At 37.7% G+C, this 22,179-nt stretch carries 8 protein-coding genes; 6 read left to right on the top strand and 2 right to left on the bottom strand.

From position 1 onward, the window contains the following. The first annotated feature begins 21 nt into the window (after positions 1-21). Together AC3B7A_RS01735 and AC3B7A_RS01730 are read left to right on the top strand one after the other, a co-directional pair. Positions 22-2,553, top strand: a complete 2,532-nt coding sequence (locus AC3B7A_RS01735) for a M1 family metallopeptidase (protein ID WP_489756036.1) — start codon at positions 22-24, stop codon at positions 2,551-2,553. A gap of 183 nt (positions 2,554-2,736) precedes the next feature. Beyond that, entirely contained in the window at positions 2,737-4,005 is a 1,269-nt protein-coding gene (locus tag AC3B7A_RS01730) for an NCS2 family permease (RefSeq protein WP_489756520.1), read from the top strand. Between the two features lie 649 nt (positions 4,006-4,654). Here AC3B7A_RS01730 and AC3B7A_RS01725 read toward each other — a convergent pair. Beyond that, complete coding sequence (locus AC3B7A_RS01725; protein WP_489756035.1) at positions 4,655-6,772, bottom strand: LTA synthase family protein; 2,118 nt, start codon at positions 6,770-6,772, stop codon at positions 4,655-4,657. A 72-nt stretch (positions 6,773-6,844) separates the two neighbouring features. Between AC3B7A_RS01725 and AC3B7A_RS01720 the strand changes: the two genes are divergently transcribed. Further along, a complete protein-coding gene (locus AC3B7A_RS01720; RefSeq protein WP_489756034.1) occupies positions 6,845-7,459 on the top strand; it encodes a VanZ family protein in 615 nt (204 codons plus the stop codon). Positions 7,460-7,566: 107 nt separating this feature from the next. Next, complete coding sequence (locus AC3B7A_RS01715) at positions 7,567-8,907, top strand: glucose-6-phosphate isomerase (protein ID WP_489756033.1); 1,341 nt, start codon at positions 7,567-7,569, stop codon at positions 8,905-8,907. 1,784 nt (positions 8,908-10,691) lie between these two features. On the opposite strand, the gene AC3B7A_RS01710 is transcribed toward AC3B7A_RS01715, so the two are convergent. Beyond that, complete coding sequence (locus AC3B7A_RS01710) at positions 10,692-11,504, bottom strand: hypothetical protein (RefSeq protein WP_489756032.1); 813 nt, start codon at positions 11,502-11,504, stop codon at positions 10,692-10,694. A gap of 468 nt (positions 11,505-11,972) precedes the next feature. Between AC3B7A_RS01710 and AC3B7A_RS01705 the strand changes: the two genes are divergently transcribed. Together AC3B7A_RS01705 and AC3B7A_RS01700 are read left to right on the top strand one after the other, a co-directional pair. After that, positions 11,973-12,338, top strand: a complete 366-nt coding sequence (locus tag AC3B7A_RS01705) for a hypothetical protein (protein WP_489756031.1) — start codon at positions 11,973-11,975, stop codon at positions 12,336-12,338. A gap of 32 nt (positions 12,339-12,370) precedes the next feature. After that, complete coding sequence (locus tag AC3B7A_RS01700) at positions 12,371-22,177, top strand: SLAP domain-containing protein (protein WP_489756030.1); 9,807 nt, start codon at positions 12,371-12,373, stop codon at positions 22,175-22,177. Positions 22,178-22,179: the final 2 nt, after the last annotated feature.

Genomic DNA, 22,179 nt, shown 5'->3' with positions numbered 1-22,179 from the left:
CTCATGTTAGGTGGAAAATTAATGACAGATAAGACTAGATTTTATAATCAGTTTCAACCCGAGCATTATGATTTATATTTAGATATCAATCGGGAAACTAAAAGTATTCAAGGCCAAACAACCATTATTGGTCAGGCTAAGGCTACTACAATTCAAATCCATCAAAAATATTTAACGATTAAACAAGTTCAAGTTGATCATCAACCAGTGGCTTTTCAAGTGGATGAACAACAAGAAGCAATCGTGATTCAATTACCACAAAGTGGTCCAGTTACTGTGACGATTGCTTATCAAGCACCACTAACGGATACCATGATGGGCATTTATCCATCATATTATCAAGTTGCTGGTCAAACAAAGCAATTAATTGGAACCCAATTTGAAACCACGGCAGCACGTCAAGCTTTTCCATGTGTGGATGAACCAGAAGCCAAGGCAACTTTTAGTTTAGCGATTAAATTTGATGAACATCCTGGGGAAACCATTATTAGTAATATGCCAGAAAAAGCCGTCAAGCATGGTGTTCATTATTTTGATACAACGGTTCAGATGTCCACTTATTTGGTAGCATTTGCTTTTGGTGAACTTTGCAGTGTGCAAGCTGTGACGAAAAGTGGCGTCCAAGTAGGTGTTTTGGCCACCAAAGCTCATCAAACTAAAGAATTAACCTTTGCGTTAGATATTGCTAAACGAGCTATTGAATTTTATGAAGATTATTATCAAACACCGTATCCATTGCCACATTCTTGGCATTTGGCATTACCAGATTTCTCTGCGGGGGCGATGGAGAATTGGGGCTTGATTACTTATCGGGAAGCTTATCTACTGTTAGATCCTGATAATTCTTCCTTGGAAACTAAGCAAAATGTAGCCACGGTCATTGCCCACGAATTGGCTCATCAGTGGTTTGGTGATCTGGTCACTATGAAGTGGTGGGATGATTTATGGTTGAATGAGAGTTTTGCTAATATGATGGAATACGTAGCGATTGACGCTTTACAACCCGATTGGCATATTTGGGAACTTTTCCAAACTGCGGAAGTGCCAGCTGCTTTACAACGTGATGCGACGGATGGTGTCCAAGCGGTTCATGTGCAAGTGGAACACCCAGCTGAGATTGACTCTATTTTTGACAGTGCGATTGTTTATGCCAAAGGTGCGCGGATGTTGGTGATGGTGCGGGCTTTAATTGGTGATGCAGCTTTACGAAGCGGCTTGAAACAGTATTTTGTTCAACACCAATATAGTAATGCTACAGGAGCCGATTTATGGCAAGCTTTAGGTGCAGCATCCCAAATGGATCTGAAAACCATTATGGACACTTGGTTAGAACAACCTGGCTATCCGGTAGTTAGTGCACAAGTAATTGATGATCAATTGGTATTAACGCAACAACAATTTTTCATTGGTGCAGCGCAAGATCAAGGGCGTCTGTGGCAGATTCCATTGAATAGTAATTATGACGCAGTGCCCCAGTTGATGACTACGAAACAATTGAAAATTGACAACTATGCGCAGTTGCGTGAACAAAATCAAGTTCCTTTACGCCTCAATTTAGGTAATGATTCACATTTGATCGTAGCTTATGATGAGACTTTATTAGCTGATATTTTACAAGCGGCTGATCAATTAGATGCAATTACCCAACTGCAAATCTTACAAGATGCTACTTTGTTAGCTCAAGGACAACAGAAATCTTATGCTGCAGTTATTAAAATGTTGCCCCAATTTAGTACCAGTTCGTCGAATATCGTGAATACAATGTTTTATCAAATTTTGCAGCAATTACAAAAATTTGTGCAACCACAGACTATTGCCGAACAAAATTTACAACAACTTTACCAAAAATTTAGTTCTTTAGCAGTAGAGCAATTAGGTTGGTTACCTAAAGAACAAGAAAGTTTAGACGATCAATTGCGCCGCCCAGTCTTACTGCAAGCTGGATTGTACGGTGAAAATGCTGATTTGATAACTGCAGGTCATCAATTATTTGGGCAATATCAAACTGATTTGTTACATTTTCCAGCAGCAACTCGGAGTTTGTTATTAGCTAGTGAAGTGCAAAATTATGGTAATGAACAGTTATTTGAGCAATTAATTAATTTGTATCAACAAACTAGTGATGCTAGTTTAAAAGCTGATATTGCCTATGCTTTACCCAAAATTAAGGATATTAGTTTATTAACTAAATTAGTTAGTTTATTTGAAAAGAGTCAAGTAATTAAACCGCAGGACTTGCGTGCTTGGTATCGGGGCGTTTTAATCAACCCTAATGGGCAACAATTGGCTTGGGATTGGTTAAGAAATGATTGGGCTTGGTTAGATCAAAATTTGGGTGGTGATATGGAATTTACCACTTTTATTACAGTGACCGCCAATGCTTTTCATACCGCGCAACGGTTACAAGAGTTCCGCCAATTCTTTGAACCTAAAGTTAATGTTCCTGGCTTAGGTCGGGAAATAATTATGGATACCAAAGCAGTTGCTAGTCGAGTTGAATTAATTGCCAAGCAACAAACTGCTGTTAATCAGGCAATTGAGCAATTAATTTAAATAATTATGTAAATTATTTATAATTTAAGGGGCTGGATCAAAAGTCGTTGTTATGTTGAACCAGAGGCCAATGACTTTTGACGTACAATATCAAATTAATATTCAGGTAATTAACTGTTTATTAATTTAATTGTTGTAGCCTCTTTTTTCTGTGAATTATTAGTTTTTAAGAGGAGTAGTGACATTTTGTTAAGTTTATTCAAACACCATCATTTAAAAACGGAAATTTTGGCCGGAATTACGAGCTTTTTTGCCATTTCTTATATTATTATTGTCAATCCGTTAATTTTAAAAGACGCAGGTATGCCCGTTAATTTGAGTGTTTTTGCAACAATTATTATTTCAGCCATCGGCTGCTTAATTATGGCTTTTTGGGCTGACGCGCCAGTAATATTGACTCCGGGAATGGGCGTTAATGCCTTTTTTACGTACACTTTGGTTGTTAATTTAAAATTTAGTTGGCAAGAAGCTTTAGCTGTTTCGATTTGCAGTAGTCTGGCTTATTTGGTGATTGCTTTTACACCCTTGGTCAAATTATTAGCGCGAACGATCCCCGTTACTTTAAAAACCGGAACTAGTATTGGGATTGGTTTATTTTTAGTGGAGTTGGGATTAAAGAAAGCAGGGCTAATCGTAGCGGGGCATAATGGCTCGCTAGTGGCTGGTGGTAATTTGAGTGTACCGGCAACTTTGTTGGCACTCTTTGGCTTGATTTTGACATTAGTCTTATATCTAAAAAAAATTCCAGGCTATTTTATTATTGGTATTGTTGCTAGTAGTATTGTGGCAGTAATTGCCCATATTCAAGCAGCAGCACCGCCGGTTAAATTAAGTCAATTGACGCAACTAGGTCAGTTAATTAATCAAGCTAATTTTGATCAAATTGGTGGTTTGAAATTTTGGTTAGCCGTCTTTTCTTTAACGATGATTTTAGTCTTTGAATCAATGGGCTTGTTAACTGGAATTTTGCCAGATGAGAAAAAATTTCCACGGGCTTTTCAAAGTAGCTCCATCACCGCAGTTTTATCTGGCATAATGGGCAGTAGTCCGACCGTGGCAGCTGCTGAAAGTGCTTCGGGAATTGAAAGTGGCGGCCGGACTGGAATTGTCGCTCTAGTAGCAGCCATTTTATTTGGTTGTTCCTTGTTTGTTGTTGGCGGCCTAAAATATATTCCCCAAGCAGCCATTGCCCCAGCGTTAATTTTAACTGGAGCAATGATGATGCAGCAATTACAGGCTATTAATCTACAAGACTTTAGCGAATGGTTTCCGGCTTTTTTGATAATCACTTTGATTCCACTCACAGGAAGTATTGCAACGGGATTAGCGTTTGGCTTTGTGAGTTATCCCATTGTTAAGTGGGCTACCAAGCAAAAGCAACAATTAAACTGGACGTTATTAATTTTGAGTGGATTATTTCTATTAGATTTGATCGTCAGTGCTATTTTATAAAAAGAATATGTAAGTCAAAATAGCTTAGTTGCTGGCAATTTCATTTTCCAGTGAAGACTGTCAGTAATTTAAGCTGTTAATTCTATAAATATTGAGTGTCGATGAGTAATTTCATCGTCCTTTTTTTTCAAAACAAAAAGCGTTAAAATCATTGAATAAACAAGGATTTATAACGCTTTTTATGGTAATTAAAATAGTAAAGTTAATTCTAAGGCGGTGACTATCCCTAAAAAGGGAGTGCTGCTTATAGTGTCAAAACTATAACCCAGATCCTAGGAAAGGAGTAGCAGTGTTTCCGTATCAGACACTCTTCAATTAATGTTGACATTTTAGCCATGCCAGGCTAGCGATTATTTTGATTTAATAACATAATCATGAATAGTCCGACGTCTTAGCGACTTTACGGAAAAGGATTGGTGTTTGTAGCACTGATCCTTTTTCAATAATAACTGTAACACAGAAATTAAAACTTTACTATCCTGAACGTACTTTAAAATTTAGCAATAAAAATCAGAGCTGTTTTTTTAAGCAAAAGGGCGTTGCAACATCAGCTTAAACTCTTATTCTAGCTTGAATTGAATGAAAATTAATTCATTATTGCGTTTCAAAAGTCAATCGTTTATCTAGCTCGCCTTCAAATAAAGATAATTTATTTTTGGGGAACTTCGTATAAGAAATTGTCATTATCTTCCAGTTCTGGCGCATCACTTTTGTATAAATCAGTAGTGGTTTTGTTATCGTTGCGCGAGTAGAGACTAGTGGATGCAGAGCCTAAAGCATCGCGGGTCTTGATTAATTGCTGAAATTCATTTTGATAGCTAAAGTCCTTGGGATTAACTGGTGTAAAACCTTTCGGAGTGTAAAAACGTAAGAGATTAGTTTTGTTGACCGAATCTGATAAGCTTAATTCTTGATCCTTTTGTTGGGCAATGTGCTTTAAACGACGTTTTAATTGCGGCGTCGGATCCGTGATTAATTGACCGTCACTATTTTGATAAATCGTCATTTTATTATTGGCATTGACAACCGTGTATTTGGGTGTGACAAAAGTATGATTACGGAAAATCACATTTTGGTCGTGTTGCTTGGATAAGAGGTCGTTACCCATCAAAATATAAGGCTTGGTATTAACACCTAATAAATTTAAAAGTGTTGGTAAAACATCAATTTCACCCCCGTATTGCTTTTGAATGCCACCTTTGAGGCCAGGCATATGAATCATAAAGGGCACCCGCTGTAATTGAAGATGGTCAAAGTTCGTCCACGTTTTAGGATCACGGTTCAACAGTGGGGCAAGATCTTTTTCATCACCTTCACTTAAGCCAAAATGATCACCATATAGGATAACAATGGAATTATCATATAAACCACTTGCTTTAAGATAATCAAAAAATTCGTGTACAGCAGAATCTAAATAATGCGCCGTCCCAAAATAATTGTTAACCATGGTGTTATTGGTTTCCGGCCTTTGAAAATCACTCAGATCATTATTGGCGATTTCAAAAGGATTATGATTGCTGACAGTTAAAAATTTAGCATAAAAAGGTTGTTGCATTTGTTCCAAATATTTTGTGCTTTCGGCAAATAACAACTTATCTTTACTACCCCAATAAGTGTTACTGTCGGGTGTTTGTTGGTAATAACTTTGGTCAAAGAAATAGTTATAACCCATATTTTTATAAACGGTATCGCGACTCCAAAAGGAGCCAATATTACCGTGGAAAACGGCGGAAGTGTAGCCTTGCTTTTGACTTAAAATCGCGGGGGCTGCTTGAAAGGTATTATTAGAGCCCAGACTAGTAAAGAAGGATCCTTCAGGTAAGCCGAATAATCCAGTTTCAAGCATAGTTTCGGCGTCACTGGTTTTGCCTTGCCCAACTTCATGAAAAAAATTGGAAAACGACAAAGTGTTATTGTCATGGTATAAACTATTTAAAAAGGGTGTTACTTCTTGACCTTTAACTTTACTGTCAATTAAGAATTGCTGAAAACTTTCTAAATGGAGGATGATCACATTTTTGCCTTTAGCGATGCCTTGATATTTGGGATTAGGTTGGGCGTAATGATCATGGACATAAGTTAAAACCGGATCCATGTTGGCTCCTTGAGCCCCCGAACGAAGATTATTACTCTGCGCAGTTTTAAAACTATCGTAGGCTAAAAAAGAATTTAAACCCAAGTATTTGACGATATAAGTGCGATCAAACGTCCGCATTAATAATTGTGGCCGACTTAATTCAGATAAAAAAAGATTTAAAGTTAACAACATTAAACTGCAACTAGTAATGGTAAAAGCTTGTAATTTGGTGGCTGGTTTGGCATCAGGTTTGATTTTTTTGGTAATCCAGAAGCAAGCAAAAATCAAAAAGTCAATGAAGTAAACTAAGTCATGAACTTTAACCATCGCAATGGCGCTACTACCTAAACCCTTTGCAACTTTACTAACACTTAAAATCGTGTTGATACTGATAAAATCGTTAAATTCACGATAATAAAGAATATTACTGTATAGTAGAATAGTCTCTATCAAGTAGATGGCTAAGATCAGCCAATAAAAGGGTTTGGTTTTTTTAAAATAGAGCGGTAGACTCAATAACAATAAGCTGGTGGCAATGGGATTGATAATCAATAAAAAGTGCTGAAAAGGATCAGCAGCTCCCATATTAAAATCACAGTAATAGGCGATGACAGTTTTTAACCATAAGCAGCCGGTTAAAATGAATAACCAGCCACGGCGGCTTGAAGTCATTTTATTAAACATTTTCATTAATTAATTTCTCTCCATAATCGTAATCAATAACAATTTTACCATTTAATTATCTTGACAGTGAGGTTAGGCATGATTTTCTTAGGTTCAATTTACCAACAGGTTTACCAGCAGCTAGCGGGGCGGATTAATCATTTTCCTTTAATTCGCTTGATTTTTGTGAGCCTTGATAAAACGATTTTTTATTTTTTGATTTTTTTCGTTTGTCGCTTACTCTGGCTATTTCAGCGTAAACGCAAATTAAGCTGTGGTCATGAACTATTAGTGAATTTTTTTGTAATTTATTTGTTACTGTTACTTTTTCTGACAGTTTTTCGGGCAGGATATTTTCCGTGGGATTTTCAGTTTCACTGGCAACGTTCTTGGCGTGAAATTAACTTTACACCTTTAGTAGAAACATGGAAATTAACGGCAGGAACTTCAATTGTAGATTTCTTTTATAATTCTTTAGGCAATATTTTATGGTTTTTACCATATGGGTGGTTACGACCTTTGATTGGGAACAAAAAGTTAACGGCGTCACGGGTAGTGATTGAAGGCGTACTTGTATCAATGATGATTGAAAGTTTGCAATTCGTGTTATTAACCGGAGTTAGTGACATTGATGATGTGATTTTTAATACGATCGGGGTAATTTTAGGTTATGGAATTTATCGGATTTTTGAAAAGGTTCCGCACGTTAAATAACGATTGAGTATTTTTGAAAATCACTAGGCTTACACTTCAATGAATATGCTATAATTTGTTCGTGGTACTCATTAGTGTACTTTAATCAATCTTTGGAGGAATGTATAGTGGCACATATTAAATTTGATGACTCAAAATTAAGTCAATTCGTTCATGATAATGAATTGACTGAAATGCAACCGCTAGTCAATGCAGCAGATCAAGAATTACGTCAAGGTACTGGTGCTGGTAATGACTTTCGCGGTTTTTTAGATTTACCTGTTGCTTATGACAAGGAAGAATTTGCCCGAATTAAACAAGCAGCGGCGCAGATTCAAAACGACTCTGAAGTTTTTGTCGCTATTGGGATTGGTGGTTCCTATTTAGGCGCCCGTGCAGCGATTGATTTCTTAAGCAGTAGTTTCTATAATATCAAAAATGAAAAATCAGTGCCCGAAATTTATTTCTGTGGTAATTCAATTAGTCCTAATTATCTCAGCGATTTGTTAGCAGTGATCGGTGAGCGGGATTTTAGTATTAACGTGATTTCGAAATCGGGGACAACGACTGAACCTTCCATTGCTTTTCGGATTTTGAAAGCCAAGTTAATTGCTAAATACGGTGAAGCGGAAGCTAAAAAGCGGATTTATGCGACAACTGATCGGCAAAAAGGGGCTTTAAAGACGGAGTCCGATGCGCAAGGTTATGAAGAATTTGTCGTTCCAGATGATATTGGGGGGCGTTTTTCTGTTTTAACAGCAGTTGGTCTATTACCAATTGCCGTTGCCGGGATTGACTTAGATCAATTAATGCAAGGTGCGGCCGCTGCGCGGACAGACTACCAAAATCCTGACGTGCAACAAAATGATGCTTATAAATATGCTGCTTTACGCAATATCTTGTACCGGAAAGGTTACACTGTTGAATTATTGGAAAACTATGAACCAAACTTGCAATACTTTGGTGAATGGTGGAAGCAATTAGCTGGCGAATCTGAAGGTAAAGACCAAAAAGGCATTTTTCCAGCTTCGGCTAACTTTTCAACAGATTTACATTCCTTAGGTCAGTATATTCAAGAAGGTATGCGTAATCTAATGGAAACTGTGATTATGATTGACAAACCACGCCATGACGTCGAAATTCCCCAAGAAGCTGATAATTTAGATGGTTTGCAGTATCTTGAAGGCAAAACTATGGATTATGTGAATAAAAAAGCTTATGAGGGTGTTGTTTTGGCTCACACCGATGGTGGTGTGCCTGTCATGAGTGTTAAAATTCCAGAACAAGATGCTTATACTTTAGGTTATCTAATTTACTTCTTTGAAATTGCCATTGCTATTTCCGGTTATTTAAACGGAATTAATCCATTTAACCAACCAGGTGTTGAAGCCTACAAGAAGAACATGTTTGCACTTTTAGGCAAACCTGGTTTTGAAGAATTGGGTCAAGAATTAAATCAACGTTTGTAAAAATAAATTAACGATAAGTTAATTGGTAAAAGAACATTAGTTAGTAAGTCAGCTAATGTTTTTTTATTCACTATTTTTCAGAAAACTTTATTAAATTATAATTGAAACATTATGACTATGGCGATTTTTTGTAATTTTTTCACTTTAAGACTGGAAAAATATGCAAAGACATGCTAAAATGATTTTGTTACTAATCATAGTAATAAAAGATTATTATTTATTTAATAACTCTTTTCCCCATATCGGAAAAGGCTAGTACATAGTACTAGCTTTTTTTGATCTCTTAAAATCCGAATATTAGTGTTCAACATGAAATTAATGATGCGGGTGTTTCAAATTCTATAAAACTGCGTTTGCATCAATGGTTATAACGCTTTTTGTTTTAAAAAAATGTAACTTCTTATTGGTCACATTATATGTAATGTGTTATCATTGACATTGAAAAAGGATCAGTGCTTGAACACCAATCCTTTTAGTAAAGTTGCCAAAGCGGTGACTGTTCAAAATTAAATATAGAATTTGAAAGCCATCAGCTCCTGCACAGAGCTAAGACGGCTTTTTTCTACCTTGAATTGCGATATTTTAGAATGTCTATCACTGTATCCACAATTTCATGAATTGCTTTTGCAGACCAATAAATGACTTCTAAAACAACGATGATCCAAGCCAACTGGCTACTCCTTTCTTCAGGATCTGCGTTTACAGTTTTTACACCATAAGCACCACCTCGGTTCCAGAATAGCCACCGCCTTAGGCCTTAGCATTTACTTTACTGTTTTTATTATATCATAAAAAGCCTTATAAATTCTTATGTATCAATGGTTTTAACGCTTTTTGTTTTAAAAAAATGTAACTTCTTATTGGTCACATTATATGTAATGTGTTATCATTGGTATTGAAAAAGGATCAGTGCTTGAACACCAATCCTTTAGTAAAGTTGCCAAGATGGCGACCATTCATTTTTAAATTCAAAAATAAATAATCGCTAGCCTCACGCGGCTAAGGCGATTATTTTTTGTCCTTTTTGATATATTCAAGAACTCTCATCACAGCGTCAAATATTGCTTTGCCGCCTGTAATGATAAGCTCCAGAATCTCAAACAGAGACACTTTGCTACTCCTTTCTTTAGGATCTGCGTTTACAGTTTTTACACCATAAGCACCACCTCGGTTCCAGAATAGCCACCGCCTTAGCATTTACTTTACTGTTTCTATTATATCATACCATCCCTTTATAAATTCTTATGTATCAATAATTGCAGTGTTTTTAGCTTTCTTAAGTCACTCCTATTTATGGTGGGAATGGCTTTTATGATACAGTTAATGTGTGAGATGATATAAGTTGTAATAACATTTCAGCACCCCTTTTTGGGGCGAGTTGCCATGTTTGATTATATCATTTAAAACAAATTGTAAATTCGCTTGTGAGTACTACTACCGGTTTTGTACATAGTTGATCTTGGAACTTGTTCCAGGATTAAAAAAGTAATTTTGTTTTTAAAATGATCGTGACAAGATAGACGCTCTATTTATTCTATGCATTGAGTGTTATCGTTTGATGGGAAAGAATGGTGCACTCGTTTTAGTAAGTACTTTTTAATAACTTTCCTTTAACAAAGCTGCCGATAATTTATCGGTGTCTTTGTTTCTTACATAAATTCATAAATTAAAAAAGAGGACAGGACAATAAAACAGAATTAATGTCCTGTTTAGAATTTAACGAACATTAATTCTGGATTGCGTTTTAAGAAACAAACCTTAAAAACGGCTATGATAACCCTCAATTATCGGTTACGATCACTGGGATAAGTAGCGTCTTGTTGTTGCTGAGCTAGTTGGGCACTTTGATAGTAGTGAACATCAGTCCAAATTCCAGCACCACTGGCAGCAATGAGAACCGGGGTACTTTGACCGTCAATATCTTCATTCATCACGTAATAAAAAGTACCATCACCAGCGCTTTGATACCAGCCTTGTAAGTCAATAATTGGTGAAGCAGGCAGCGGATCAAAATTAGCTTCTTTAGGATCAATGACTTGTGCTGCTTGCCAGGTATTCATTCGTTCTTGTTGTTCCGGACTTAATGAAGAAGTGTCGCCATTTAATGGCCCACGATCGCTTTGCGGGCGAACCTTTGTATCATAAGCGTAATCAGTTTTGCCCGCAACTGTAATTTGATTGCCATTAAAATTAATGGTTTCTACATTATCGTCATCAGGATCGTAACGATACCAAGTGCCTTGTAAAGCAGTTGGAAAAGTGAATTCTTGAAAGTCGATCTTAGTTTTAGCGGGCTGGTTTTGAGAACTAGCAGTAATAGCTTGGGCACTATTGTTATTAGTTGTTTGCGACTGGTGTTTGGCTGCTGGTTTTTTCAACCAAGTATCCTTTGCAATACGCGCCATTTGGTGATTACTAATCGCTTTAACAGCCTGAACCTGCCATTTGGAATGGGATGCTAGGACTTTGGCGCGGTATCTCTGTCCTGTGGTGTGATATAAACTAGTGGTTTTAATGGTTGTGACGGTCTTGGCCGCTTGCACAGTTTGTGCTTTATTGAGTGTTAAACTGCTAAGGCTAATAATTGTTGTTGCCATTAGCGAGTAAATTAATTTGTGGTTGATCATCTTTATTCCTCCTCAAAATATAAATAGCACTTTTGGAAAAGTTTCGCAAATTTTGATACAAATAGCACGAATTTGTTTAAATCTTAAGAAATCCTTAAGATCTTTACCAAATCTTAACATTTAGATTTTAGCCGTTTTTGAAAAAATTGTTCACAAGAATAAATGTGATTAAATCAAGATTTGCTGTGAGTATGTGAAAAAATAAAGCGGCCATTTTGGGTAATGTATAAATCACAATTGGCTTTTTGGCGAGTTTTTTGCAAAATAGTGTTTGATTTATCACTAATTAACCAATTATAATATGAAATATATAAGAGACAAAGATTATTAATTGCTTATTATTCGATAAAAACAGGTATCGAATTCAAGTGAACATAATCAAAATCATTTTTAAAAGTGTAAATAGTTTAGACGAGACGAACAAAGGAGAGTATAAAAATGCATCGAAGTAAAAGATTGTTAGCAACTATGGGTGTGACTTTATTCTCATCAACATTGTGGTTAACAGCTAATAAAACGACCACTAAAGCCGATGAAGTTAATGATCAAGGCAAGTTTGATCAAGCAGCACCGGGGGAAGAAATTAAGACGACCGATCCCAGTGAAATAAATGGCAGTAACAATCGACAATCGACAATCGACAATCGACAATCGACAATCGACAATCGACAATCGACAATCGACAATCGACAATCGACAATCGACAATCGACAATCGACAATCGACAATCGACAATCGACAATCGACAATCGACAATCGACAATCGACAATCGACAATCGACAATAATGCAGATAGCAGCGTAAATATTACAAATAATGATAGTCAACAGCAAGTAGTGGGTAATACTAACGAAAATAGTACGACTAGTTCAGTAGGTAGCTCTAATGTAAACGATAACAATGGAGCTGATTCCAACAGCAATGTTACAGAAAATAATGTAACTAATGATGTTAATCATTCTAGTCAATTAACTGACGAAAATTCTGACAATAATGGTGGTAATCAAACAGTATTACATAATAATGAGAATACCAAGCCAGAAATTGCGAATTTTGATGGCACCACTGTACATGTTACTAATATGGGGAACTTTGTTAGTGCAATTAATGATAATAATGTTTCAGAAATCCAATTAGATGCTGACGTTGACTTTACTGCACATGGAGATGTTTACGCTAGTATTATACAAATCAATCATGATCTAATCATTGATGGTCAAGGTCATTACTTGAATCTAAGAGTGCATAGTATTGGTGGTAATGGTAATCTAACTTTTAAAAATATTAAACTTTATGCGACCAGCGTCAATGGGGTAGTCGTTAATACTTCAGCAAATACCGATAAAACTATTACTTTTCAAGATATAACCTTTCAAGGCTCACAACTAACGCAGGGAAATAGTGGAAATAATAATGGCTCTCCACATGGTTATGGCAATTTAATCTTTGAAGGCACTAATAGGATTGAAAGTGTGGCTAGTTATACGACGAATGGGATTACGTATACTGTTTCTTCGGCTGACCGTAAACCAATGACCGCCGGAGCAATTACCATTAAATCGGGTGCTGAATTATCTTTGATTAATGTGGGGATCAATGCGGTTTATGCTAAATTAACCGTTGAAAAAGATGCTAAGTTAAATATTAATGTTGATGGTAGTCAATATAATAATAATAATTATCAATATGCCGATATTAGATATGAATTTTTTACTTTTGATTATTTGTATGACTATGGTTCGATTGATGTTACAGCCACTAATATCAATTTAGGTAACAGTACAGCTATTAACTGGGCGATATTTTTAACTAATGATTTTTATGTTGAGCCTGATGCAACCTTGAAAATTGTTAGTCAAGGAACGAATGGCAATTATTGGTTTTCTTATGGAATGGATATTACAGATCCTAAATTGTTAATATTGGATGCTGGTGGCAGCAATCCGGTTAAATTTTTTAAGAGCAGTTCAGATTTTAAACTATCTAATGTTGATTACGTGAAAAGTCCAACGGAGTCATACGAATTAAATAAACTTAATTTTACAGTTGGCTATACTAATACCATAGCAGCGATTAAGCAGGATGAAAGTAGTGAAGCAACTAGTGACATCGTTGGTAAAAGTAAAGCCGATGAACTACAGGTTATAAATTTTTTAAATCACAGAACTTTGGTTGGTGAAAGGCTAGAATTTAGAAAGCTAGATAATAATAATATTAATTTTGATAATGTTAATTTAAATCTAGATAATCAGTTAATTAGCGGTAAAACAACTTTGCCAAATGCGAATATCAAAGTGCAAATTAAACGTGGTGACCAGTTACTTGATTTTCCGGATAATGCTAATTTAAAAGAATCCGGTGGTTATTGGCGTAATAATAAGTACTACATTACACACTCTGATGAAAACGGTGATTTTAGTTTTACTATTCCAAATGACGCTTTACAAACTGGTGATCATCTAGTCTTAACTGCGAACGAAGACTTTCAAGATAGTTCAGTTTATGATTTAGATATAGCAGCTATTAAAGCAGCTCGCCAGGCTGCTCAAAGCGCACTCTCAGCTTTAGAAACTCAATTTAATCAAGATAAATCAGATTTAACGGGTATGGTCGCTAATTTGGGCGATACGGGTGATTTAATTACTTCTTTAAAGAATGCTTATGATACTGCGGTGGCTAATGTTAAGGGTGCCACTTCAGTTGTTGCTGTTGATACCGCTCAACAAAATGGTTTAACTGCAATGGCTGGCGTTATGACCTTAGCTCAAGCGCAAAATGATGCCATTAATCAACTCAAAGACCAATTAAATGGTAATGGTTCTGATATTAGTGGCGCCATCAATGATATTAGTGATTTGGGTGCGGATGCTGACAAAGGTGGTCATTTAACTAGTGATCAAGTTGCTGACTTTAATAATAATGCGACTGATGATAAAGGTTTAGTTCAAGTTGCTTACCAGACAGCTGTTAGTCAAATTAAAGCAGCGACAACCACTGCTGCTGTTACGACCGCTGAAACTACAGGTACCAATGATTTAACAGCTTTAGTTAGTTTAGCGCAAAAATTAAGTGACAATAATCAAGCGGTTAATGATTTAGAAGATAAAAATGGAACTGGTTATTTAAGTTCAGATGAAGTTCAAGCGGCCTTAGATCAACTTGACCAAACAGCTCAGAATTTAGTAACTGCTTATCAAGGTACTAGTGATGACTCAAGTCGCCAAACCGCTTTAACTAAAGGGCAAGCCGCTTTGGCTGCTGGTGCGGATTTATTAACTAAACTTCTTGATAATTTAACGACGATTGCTGGTTTACAAGGTGCTGACGGGTTAGATGCTGATCAGGTTTCAACATTACAAGGCCAAGTCATTAGTGATGCGCAAGCTGGTTTAGTAGCGATTAATGCTGCCCAAAGTGCAGCCGATCAAGTTGCTAATGACGTGACACAATCTACCAGTGATGCTATCTCCAAGATGAGTGCAGTGGTTCAATTAGCTCAAAGTCGTCATGATGCTATTAATGATTTATACAACACTTATCAAACGGCATATAATACAACCATTCCTAATTTAAATTTATCTGAACAGCAAGAATCCTATAAAGGTCAAGTCAAACAAGATTTTGATGATGCCGTAATAGCTATTAATCAGGCTGAACAAACAGCAATTGATACAGCCAAATCTGCTGGTTTAACAGCGATTGCTAAGACAGTCGCCAATGCCCAATTGCAAGCTTGTGTTAATAAGGCTAAGGATGACTTGAATGCCTTAAGTACGGATCAAGGTGGTGCTTTAAGTCAAGACCAAGTTAATAGTTATATAGACGAAATTATTAATACCGATACTGGTGCACAAGCTAATGGTCAAGCAGCAATTAATGCCGCCACTGATGCGCAAGGAGCAGCAGCAGCTTTTGATGGAGCCGATGGTGCTAAAGGTAAGATCGAAGCTATTGTGGCGGCTGCCAAGGGAGTATCAGATGTTAACAATGGCTTCTTAACGGATGATACTGAAAATGGTTTGGCTGGCTGGATTGATTCAGCTAAACAACACATTAATGATTTACAACATTTGACAGTCGGTAATACTCCAACTGATACAAGTAAGCAAGTTGGTCAATTGTTGGCATTAGTGGATAATGTTCAAAAAGAGATCATCAAAGATGTTAATAATTTAGGTGCTGGTGGTTTAACTGATACTTTTAAAGCTGACGAAAAAGCGAAAGTTACAAAGATCACCGACTTGGCGGATAAGATTAATGCCACTATGGAAGAGTTGAAGAGTCAACATGATAACGCCAATACGACAATCAATGGCTTACCAAACTTAGCGACGGCTCAGGATAAGAAAAAGTACACTGACTTGGTTGATAAAGCTTATAATGATGCTACAAATAATTTAAATACCATTACTGACCAAACGACAATAGATAGTGTAACAAAGACTACAAACACTGGTTTATTAGGAATTGCACAAGAGTTAGCCAGTGGTCAACTTCAAGATTGTGTTAATCAAGCAGAAACTGACCTGAATGCTTTAAGCACTACGAATGGTGGTCATTTAAGCTCTGGTGTCATTCAGGGTTATGTAGATCAAATTACAAATTCTGATTCAAGTAAAGAAACTGAACAAACTAAAGGTCAAGCTAACATTGATCAAGCCGGTACTGCAAGTGATGCTAATAACGCATTTACTACCGCCCAAACGAATATTAATAATATTGTCCAAGCCGCTCAAGGTGTGGCTGGTGTTAATAGTGGCTTCTTAACAGACGATACTGAGAATGGTTTAGCTGGCTGGATTGAGGCAGCTAAACAACAGATTAAAGCCTTGCAACATTTGACCGTCGGTAGTACACCAGCTGATACAAGTGCACAAGTTGGCAAATTGTGGGCATTAGTGGACGATGTTCAAGCAGTGATTACGGATGATTTAAACAATTTAGCTGCTAATGGTTTAACTGAAGAATGGAAGACTAACGAAAAAGCAAAGATTAATGTTATCACTGATTTAGCTACTAACCTTGATACTGCCATGAGTAAGTTGATTACAGCTAAGGATAATGCGGATTCAACGGTTGACACTGATTTAACCGCCTTAAATAATTCACAAACTTATAAAGATAACATTGACGGTGCTTATAATACAGCTGTGGGCAACTTAAATCCTTTGATTGTCACAACCACAACCCAAGACCAAATTGATGGTGTGGTTAAGGCTGGTCTAAAACAAATTGCCCAGAAGTTAGCTAGTGCGCAACTTCAAAATGGGGTCACGGACGCTGTTAACAAAATTAATGCCTTAACGCATTTGACAGACCAGCAAAAGACAAAGTACCAACAACAAATTACGAATACTGATCCGACTAAAGAAACCGAACAAACTAAAGGGCAAGCCAACATTGACAGTGCTATTGATGCAGACTCTGCTGCTAATGCTTATCAAGCTGCTCAAGCAAATATTAACAATATTGTTAGTCAAGCTACAACGGCTGATAAAGTTACTGATTGGTACAATACTGAAAAGGAAAGCATTACCAATTTAGGTGACAATCAAACTGATGGTCATTTAACAACCACAGCGCCTGACGCCGAACATAAGTCGCAAGTGGATACCTTAGTGGAACAATTAGGCACGGCTTACGATACAGTCTTGAGTGATTTAGAAAATTCTGGGGCAAACTTCAACGAAGAAACAGAGAAGCAAAAGCTCACGGCAGTAACTGGTAAAGCAAGAACCATGAATACGGCCATGGGTCAGTTACAAACTGCTTACCAAACAGCTCAAGATGAAACAGCTGCTGACAAACTCGGTCATTTAAGCACAGAGCAACAGGGTTCATATCAAGGCCAAGTAACAAGTGCTTATCAGGCTGCAGTAGCTGAGATTACTGCTGGAACTGATAACGCAGAAGCTGCTGGTGAAACAGCGTTACAAAAAGTGGTTGATCAAGCGCAATTGGCGGAACATAAAGCTGATAATCAAAGCCAATTAGCTGATTATGCGCAAGCTGCGAGTGACATAATTGGTCATTTGACGGCCACTCTGCAACCAACAGATATTCAAAAATATCAAGATCAAATTACCAATACCACTGATGGCGCCCAAACGACAGCAAATCAGAATATTGAGAATGCTGATAGTGTTACTGCGGCTAATACAGCTTTAAGTGATGGTAAAGATGCAATTGATGCGATTGTTACAGCGGCGAAAAACTTATCAGGTAATTTAAGTACAGTAGCTGGTTGGTATAATACTGCTAAGGATAATATTAATAAGTTAGCTGCAAGTAGTCATAATGAAGACAGTTATTTAACTGGTGCTGCTGATTCAACTGATACCAGTACGCAAGTTGGTAAGTTATTAGCTGATTTAGCTAGTGCTTATGAACAAGTTAAAACAGATGCTGCTAAACCAGGCTTTGATAGTACCCAAGAACCAAGTTCCTTAACTGATGTTGTGACTAAAGCTCAGGCTATGAATACGGCTATGCAAACAGTAGAAGCCGCTTATCAAACCGCCAAGGATGCTTTGAGTAATTTACACCATCATGATGAGTTGGTTACTGGTAATCAATTAACAACGGCTTTAGATAATGCTTATCAAACCGCCCAAGATGATTTAAGAGATGCAACTACTGCCAATATGTCGGCGCAAACTACTGCTGAAAAGACAAACATTGAGGGGGTAATTGCGTTAGTACAAGACCAAGCAACGGCTTGGGACGCTCTGGAAACCATTTATAACAATGGTGTGACTGAATTAAATGGTGCTGCGGGCAATCACTTTGGTGCTAACTTAACTGCGGCTTTGAAGAAGTTAAAAGACCAGTACGATATTGAAGTTGGTAAGATTAAAGCTGCAGACAAAGGCACGATAGAATCTGTTAGTTCCTTAGCGCAATCTAATGTCCGCGACTTGTTGGCAACCTTAAAAGAACAAAATACGCAATTAGGGGCGTTAGCTACTGCTAAACAAGATGTGGAAACAGCTTTAAGTAACAGTAGTGATTTAACAAGTGCACAACATGATGTTTTTGTCAGTTCAATTAATACAACATACAAAGATGCTGTTAAAGATGTATTAGGTACTACAAATTCAACTATTGCTCAAACTAAAGGGAAAGCAGGGGTTACTGCTTTAAATAAGATTAAAGAAACAATCACCCAAAAAGCTACAATCATGCAGCAGTTACAAACTGACTACAATACTGCAGTCAATCACATCAAAGAATTAGGTGACGGTACCACTGGTCATAACTTAACGGGTGGTACGACGCCAACTGATGAAGCTCAACAAGTTGGTAAGTTATTAGCTCAATTAGCGGCAGCGAAGACAACAATTGAAACTAACTTACAGAATGCTACTGATGTACCAGAAAATTGGTTAACTAGTCAAGAAGCAACAAACTTTAAGTCGGTAACGGATTTAGCTGATAATATGAATACGGCCATGGGTGTGGTTAACACAGCTGTTACTGCCGCTAATACTGCTATTGGTAAGTTGGATCAATTAGCTGACCAACAAGCTGGCTTGAAGCAACAAGTTAGTGAGCAACAAGCTAAGATTGTCAACCAAATTACTAAAGCTGATGCAACGACTAATCTTAATAAAGTAGCGAGTGACGGTGCCACAGCTATTAATAAATTATTGAAGTTACCGCAGGCTCAAAATGATGCCTTAACAGCCTTGCAGACGCAAATTACCACCGCTACGAATCAGCTTGAGACCACAGCTGGTTTAACGGCTGCGCAAAAGACACAATTTAAAGATCAAATTACCCAAGCGCAAAGTTCATTAACTACTCAAATCAAGGCAGCAACGAGCGTTGAGGCGACTAAAGTCAAGACGCAAGTTATTACGGACTTAACGAGTTTAGCAACGACTTTAGGTCAAGCCAACAATGATTTAACTGGTTTAACGAATATCAGTGCTGAGCAACAAACTGATTTCTTAAATCAAGTCAACACCGCTGCTAACACGGCTTTAACTGGTATGCAAGATAGTAACACCGAAGCTACGGCCTTTAATAAAGGGGGCACCGCTATTCAAGCAATTGTGGCTTTAGCGCAACAATTAGCTGCTAATAAGCAAAAGATTAATGATTTAGGTCAAGGTGACAACAAGTTAGACCCAGATCAAATTGATCAATTACAACACCAAGCTGACCAAGCAGCAACTAATGGTGTGGCTGCCATTGAAACGGCGCAACAAGATTCCAGTAAGACGGCGCAAGATGTCACCAATGCCGCTGGTCAACAAAACAATGCTTTAGATCAGTTAGTAGCGACCGCTAAACAGAAGCAGAAATTACAAGCAAGTATTAATCAAGCAGTCAACGATGCCAAGCAACAAATTCAAGATTTAGGTAAACCGGACAAAGACGGGCACTTAACCGCCGATCAAGTTAACAACTTGTTAGAGCAAGTCACAACCGAACAAACAGCGATGTTAAATGATTTAAATGAAACCACCGACGTTACTGAAAGTTGGCTCACGCAAGAAAAACAGAAGTTACGGCCAACGTTAGACTTAGCTGAGACGATCAATAAAGTCATGCAACAAGTTGATCAAGCAGCAACGGCTGCCAATGAGGTAATTGCGGGCTTAAATCATTATGAGTCTGATCAGGACAGTTTGAAACAAGATGTCCAAACCCAAAAAGATCAAGCCATTGCCGTTATCAATCAAGCCAGTTCGGCTGCTGCTATTACCCAAGCCGCTAAAGACGGTGTGGAAAACATTAAGCAAGTAACAGACTTGAAGCAACAACAAAATGCTGCTTGGAATGCCTTGGATGATGAGTTAAATCGTGAGCAACAAGAATTAGGTAGTTTAGCGCAAGGTGGTAACTTAAGTAGTGACCAAGTTAACCAATTACAACAACAAGTTACAACTGCTTATGAAACTGGTTTAAGCCAAATTAAACAGGAAACGGTGGCCAATAATATTGTTGGTGAACAACAACAAACCATCGAGCAAATGAAACAACAAGTCACTTTAGCCCAACAAAAAGCCCAGGCAGTGCAACAGATTAAGCAAACGCAAAAACAGGCTCAACAAGCTTATGATCAAGCGTCCGCTTTGAATGAAGAGCAACAAACGGCTTTGCAGAGTCAGATTAGTCAACAAGCCACAGCAGCCATTGATCAAATCTTAGCCGCGACAGATCAAACTGGTGTTGATCAGGTTCAACAGACTGGAACTACACAATTAAATGACACTAAGACTTTGATTAATCACAAGAACCAAGCAATGCAGGAATTAAAACAAACCTATCAAGAAGAACAAGCTAAGATTAACGGCTTGACGCATTATAAGGATCAAATTGGCAGTTTGAATAGTTTGTTAGAGACCGCTTATCAAGCAGCACAAGACAGTATTACTGAAGCTGCTTTAACGGAAGTTGATCCGCATAAACAAACCGGAATTGAAAATATGCAACAAGTGGTTCAAGTGACGAAAGCTAAAGATGATAGCCTGACGGTTTTAGAGAATCATTATCAAGATACCAAGGATCAGTTGAACGATTTAACTGACTTAACACCTGAACAAAAGGAAGACACTCAACACAAGGTGGACGCGGCTTATCAAGCGGCCAAAGATCAAATTGATCAAAGTCAAGGTGTGGATGCTGCTCACGCTGCGGAAGCCGACGGTGAGAATCAAATTACCAATGAAGTGGTTAAAGCTCAAGTGGCGCAAGCTAGTGCGATTGCCATTAATGCCATTCATCAAGCAGCTGATCAAGCCGTCAAGAACTTAGAAAACAATTCGAGTTTAGACGCCGATAAACGTCAAGATCGCATCTTTGCGGTGCGGCATGCTGAAAGTGCGGGCATTGACCAAGTTCAACAAGCGACAAGTGTCGCAGCCGTTAACCAAGACCAAAATGATTGGATTCAACGAATCAATAGTTTAGCGGGCACGGGTAGTGTCAACTTAACTGATAATTTAGGTAGTGGCTTGAGTCAAAGTCATACGGTGCGCAATCCGGGCATTGCGATTGTTAAACCCGATGTCACGGGTGGTTTCATTCACTTGTATGACCAGCAAGGTCACCAGTTGGAACAAGTTTTAGCCGCCAATACTAATTGGAAAGTGGATTATATTTATACGCAAAATGATGGCACGATGTATTACCGCGTAGGGGCTAATGAATATGTTAAAGCTGACGATGTTAACTATACTAAGATTGGTAAACGGCAAATCATTGATGGAGTAATTACCGTGCAACCAACTGCGGGTCAAGACTTCATCACCGTGTATAGTGATCAAGGTGCCGCGCTGAAGCAGCAATTGCCAACAGGCACACAGTGGTTAGTCAATGTCCAAGAAACATTAGCTGACGGACAAGTTTATTATCAAGTCGCTCCACATCAATATGTGCGAGCCCTGGATGTTACGGTCATGACGACCGCAATTATCACGAAGTCGCAAACCGGAACCTTAAGTTTGAAAGAACAAGCGGCACCGATTTACCATTATCAATCACAGATTGGTTTCTTAAGTCGTTCCACAGATAAACACTTAACTCGCCAAGCTACTTGGAACTTCGATCAAGTTCTAACGGTTAACGGTCATCGTTATTATCAAGTGGGTGATAATGATTGGGTCAGAGATGTGGATGTTAAATTGAATTAAAG

The organism is Bombilactobacillus sp. ESL1202, from assembly GCF_058107125.1.
Note: the sequence above shows the minus strand (reverse complement) of the source record. Positions and strands in the feature narration are given on the sequence as shown.

Coding starts and splice junctions, on each gene's coding strand:
- AC3B7A_RS01735 (WP_489756036.1), top strand. CDS start 22: ATGACAGATAAGACTAGATTTTATAATCAGTTTCAACCCGAGCATTAT.
- AC3B7A_RS01725 (WP_489756035.1), bottom strand. CDS start 6,772: ATGAAAATGTTTAATAAAATGACTTCAAGCCGCCGTGGCTGGTTATTC.
- AC3B7A_RS01720 (WP_489756034.1), top strand. CDS start 6,845: ATGATTTTCTTAGGTTCAATTTACCAACAGGTTTACCAGCAGCTAGCG.
- AC3B7A_RS01710 (WP_489756032.1), bottom strand. CDS start 11,504: ATGGCAACAACAATTATTAGCCTTAGCAGTTTAACACTCAATAAAGCA.
- AC3B7A_RS01705 (WP_489756031.1), top strand. CDS start 11,973: ATGCATCGAAGTAAAAGATTGTTAGCAACTATGGGTGTGACTTTATTC.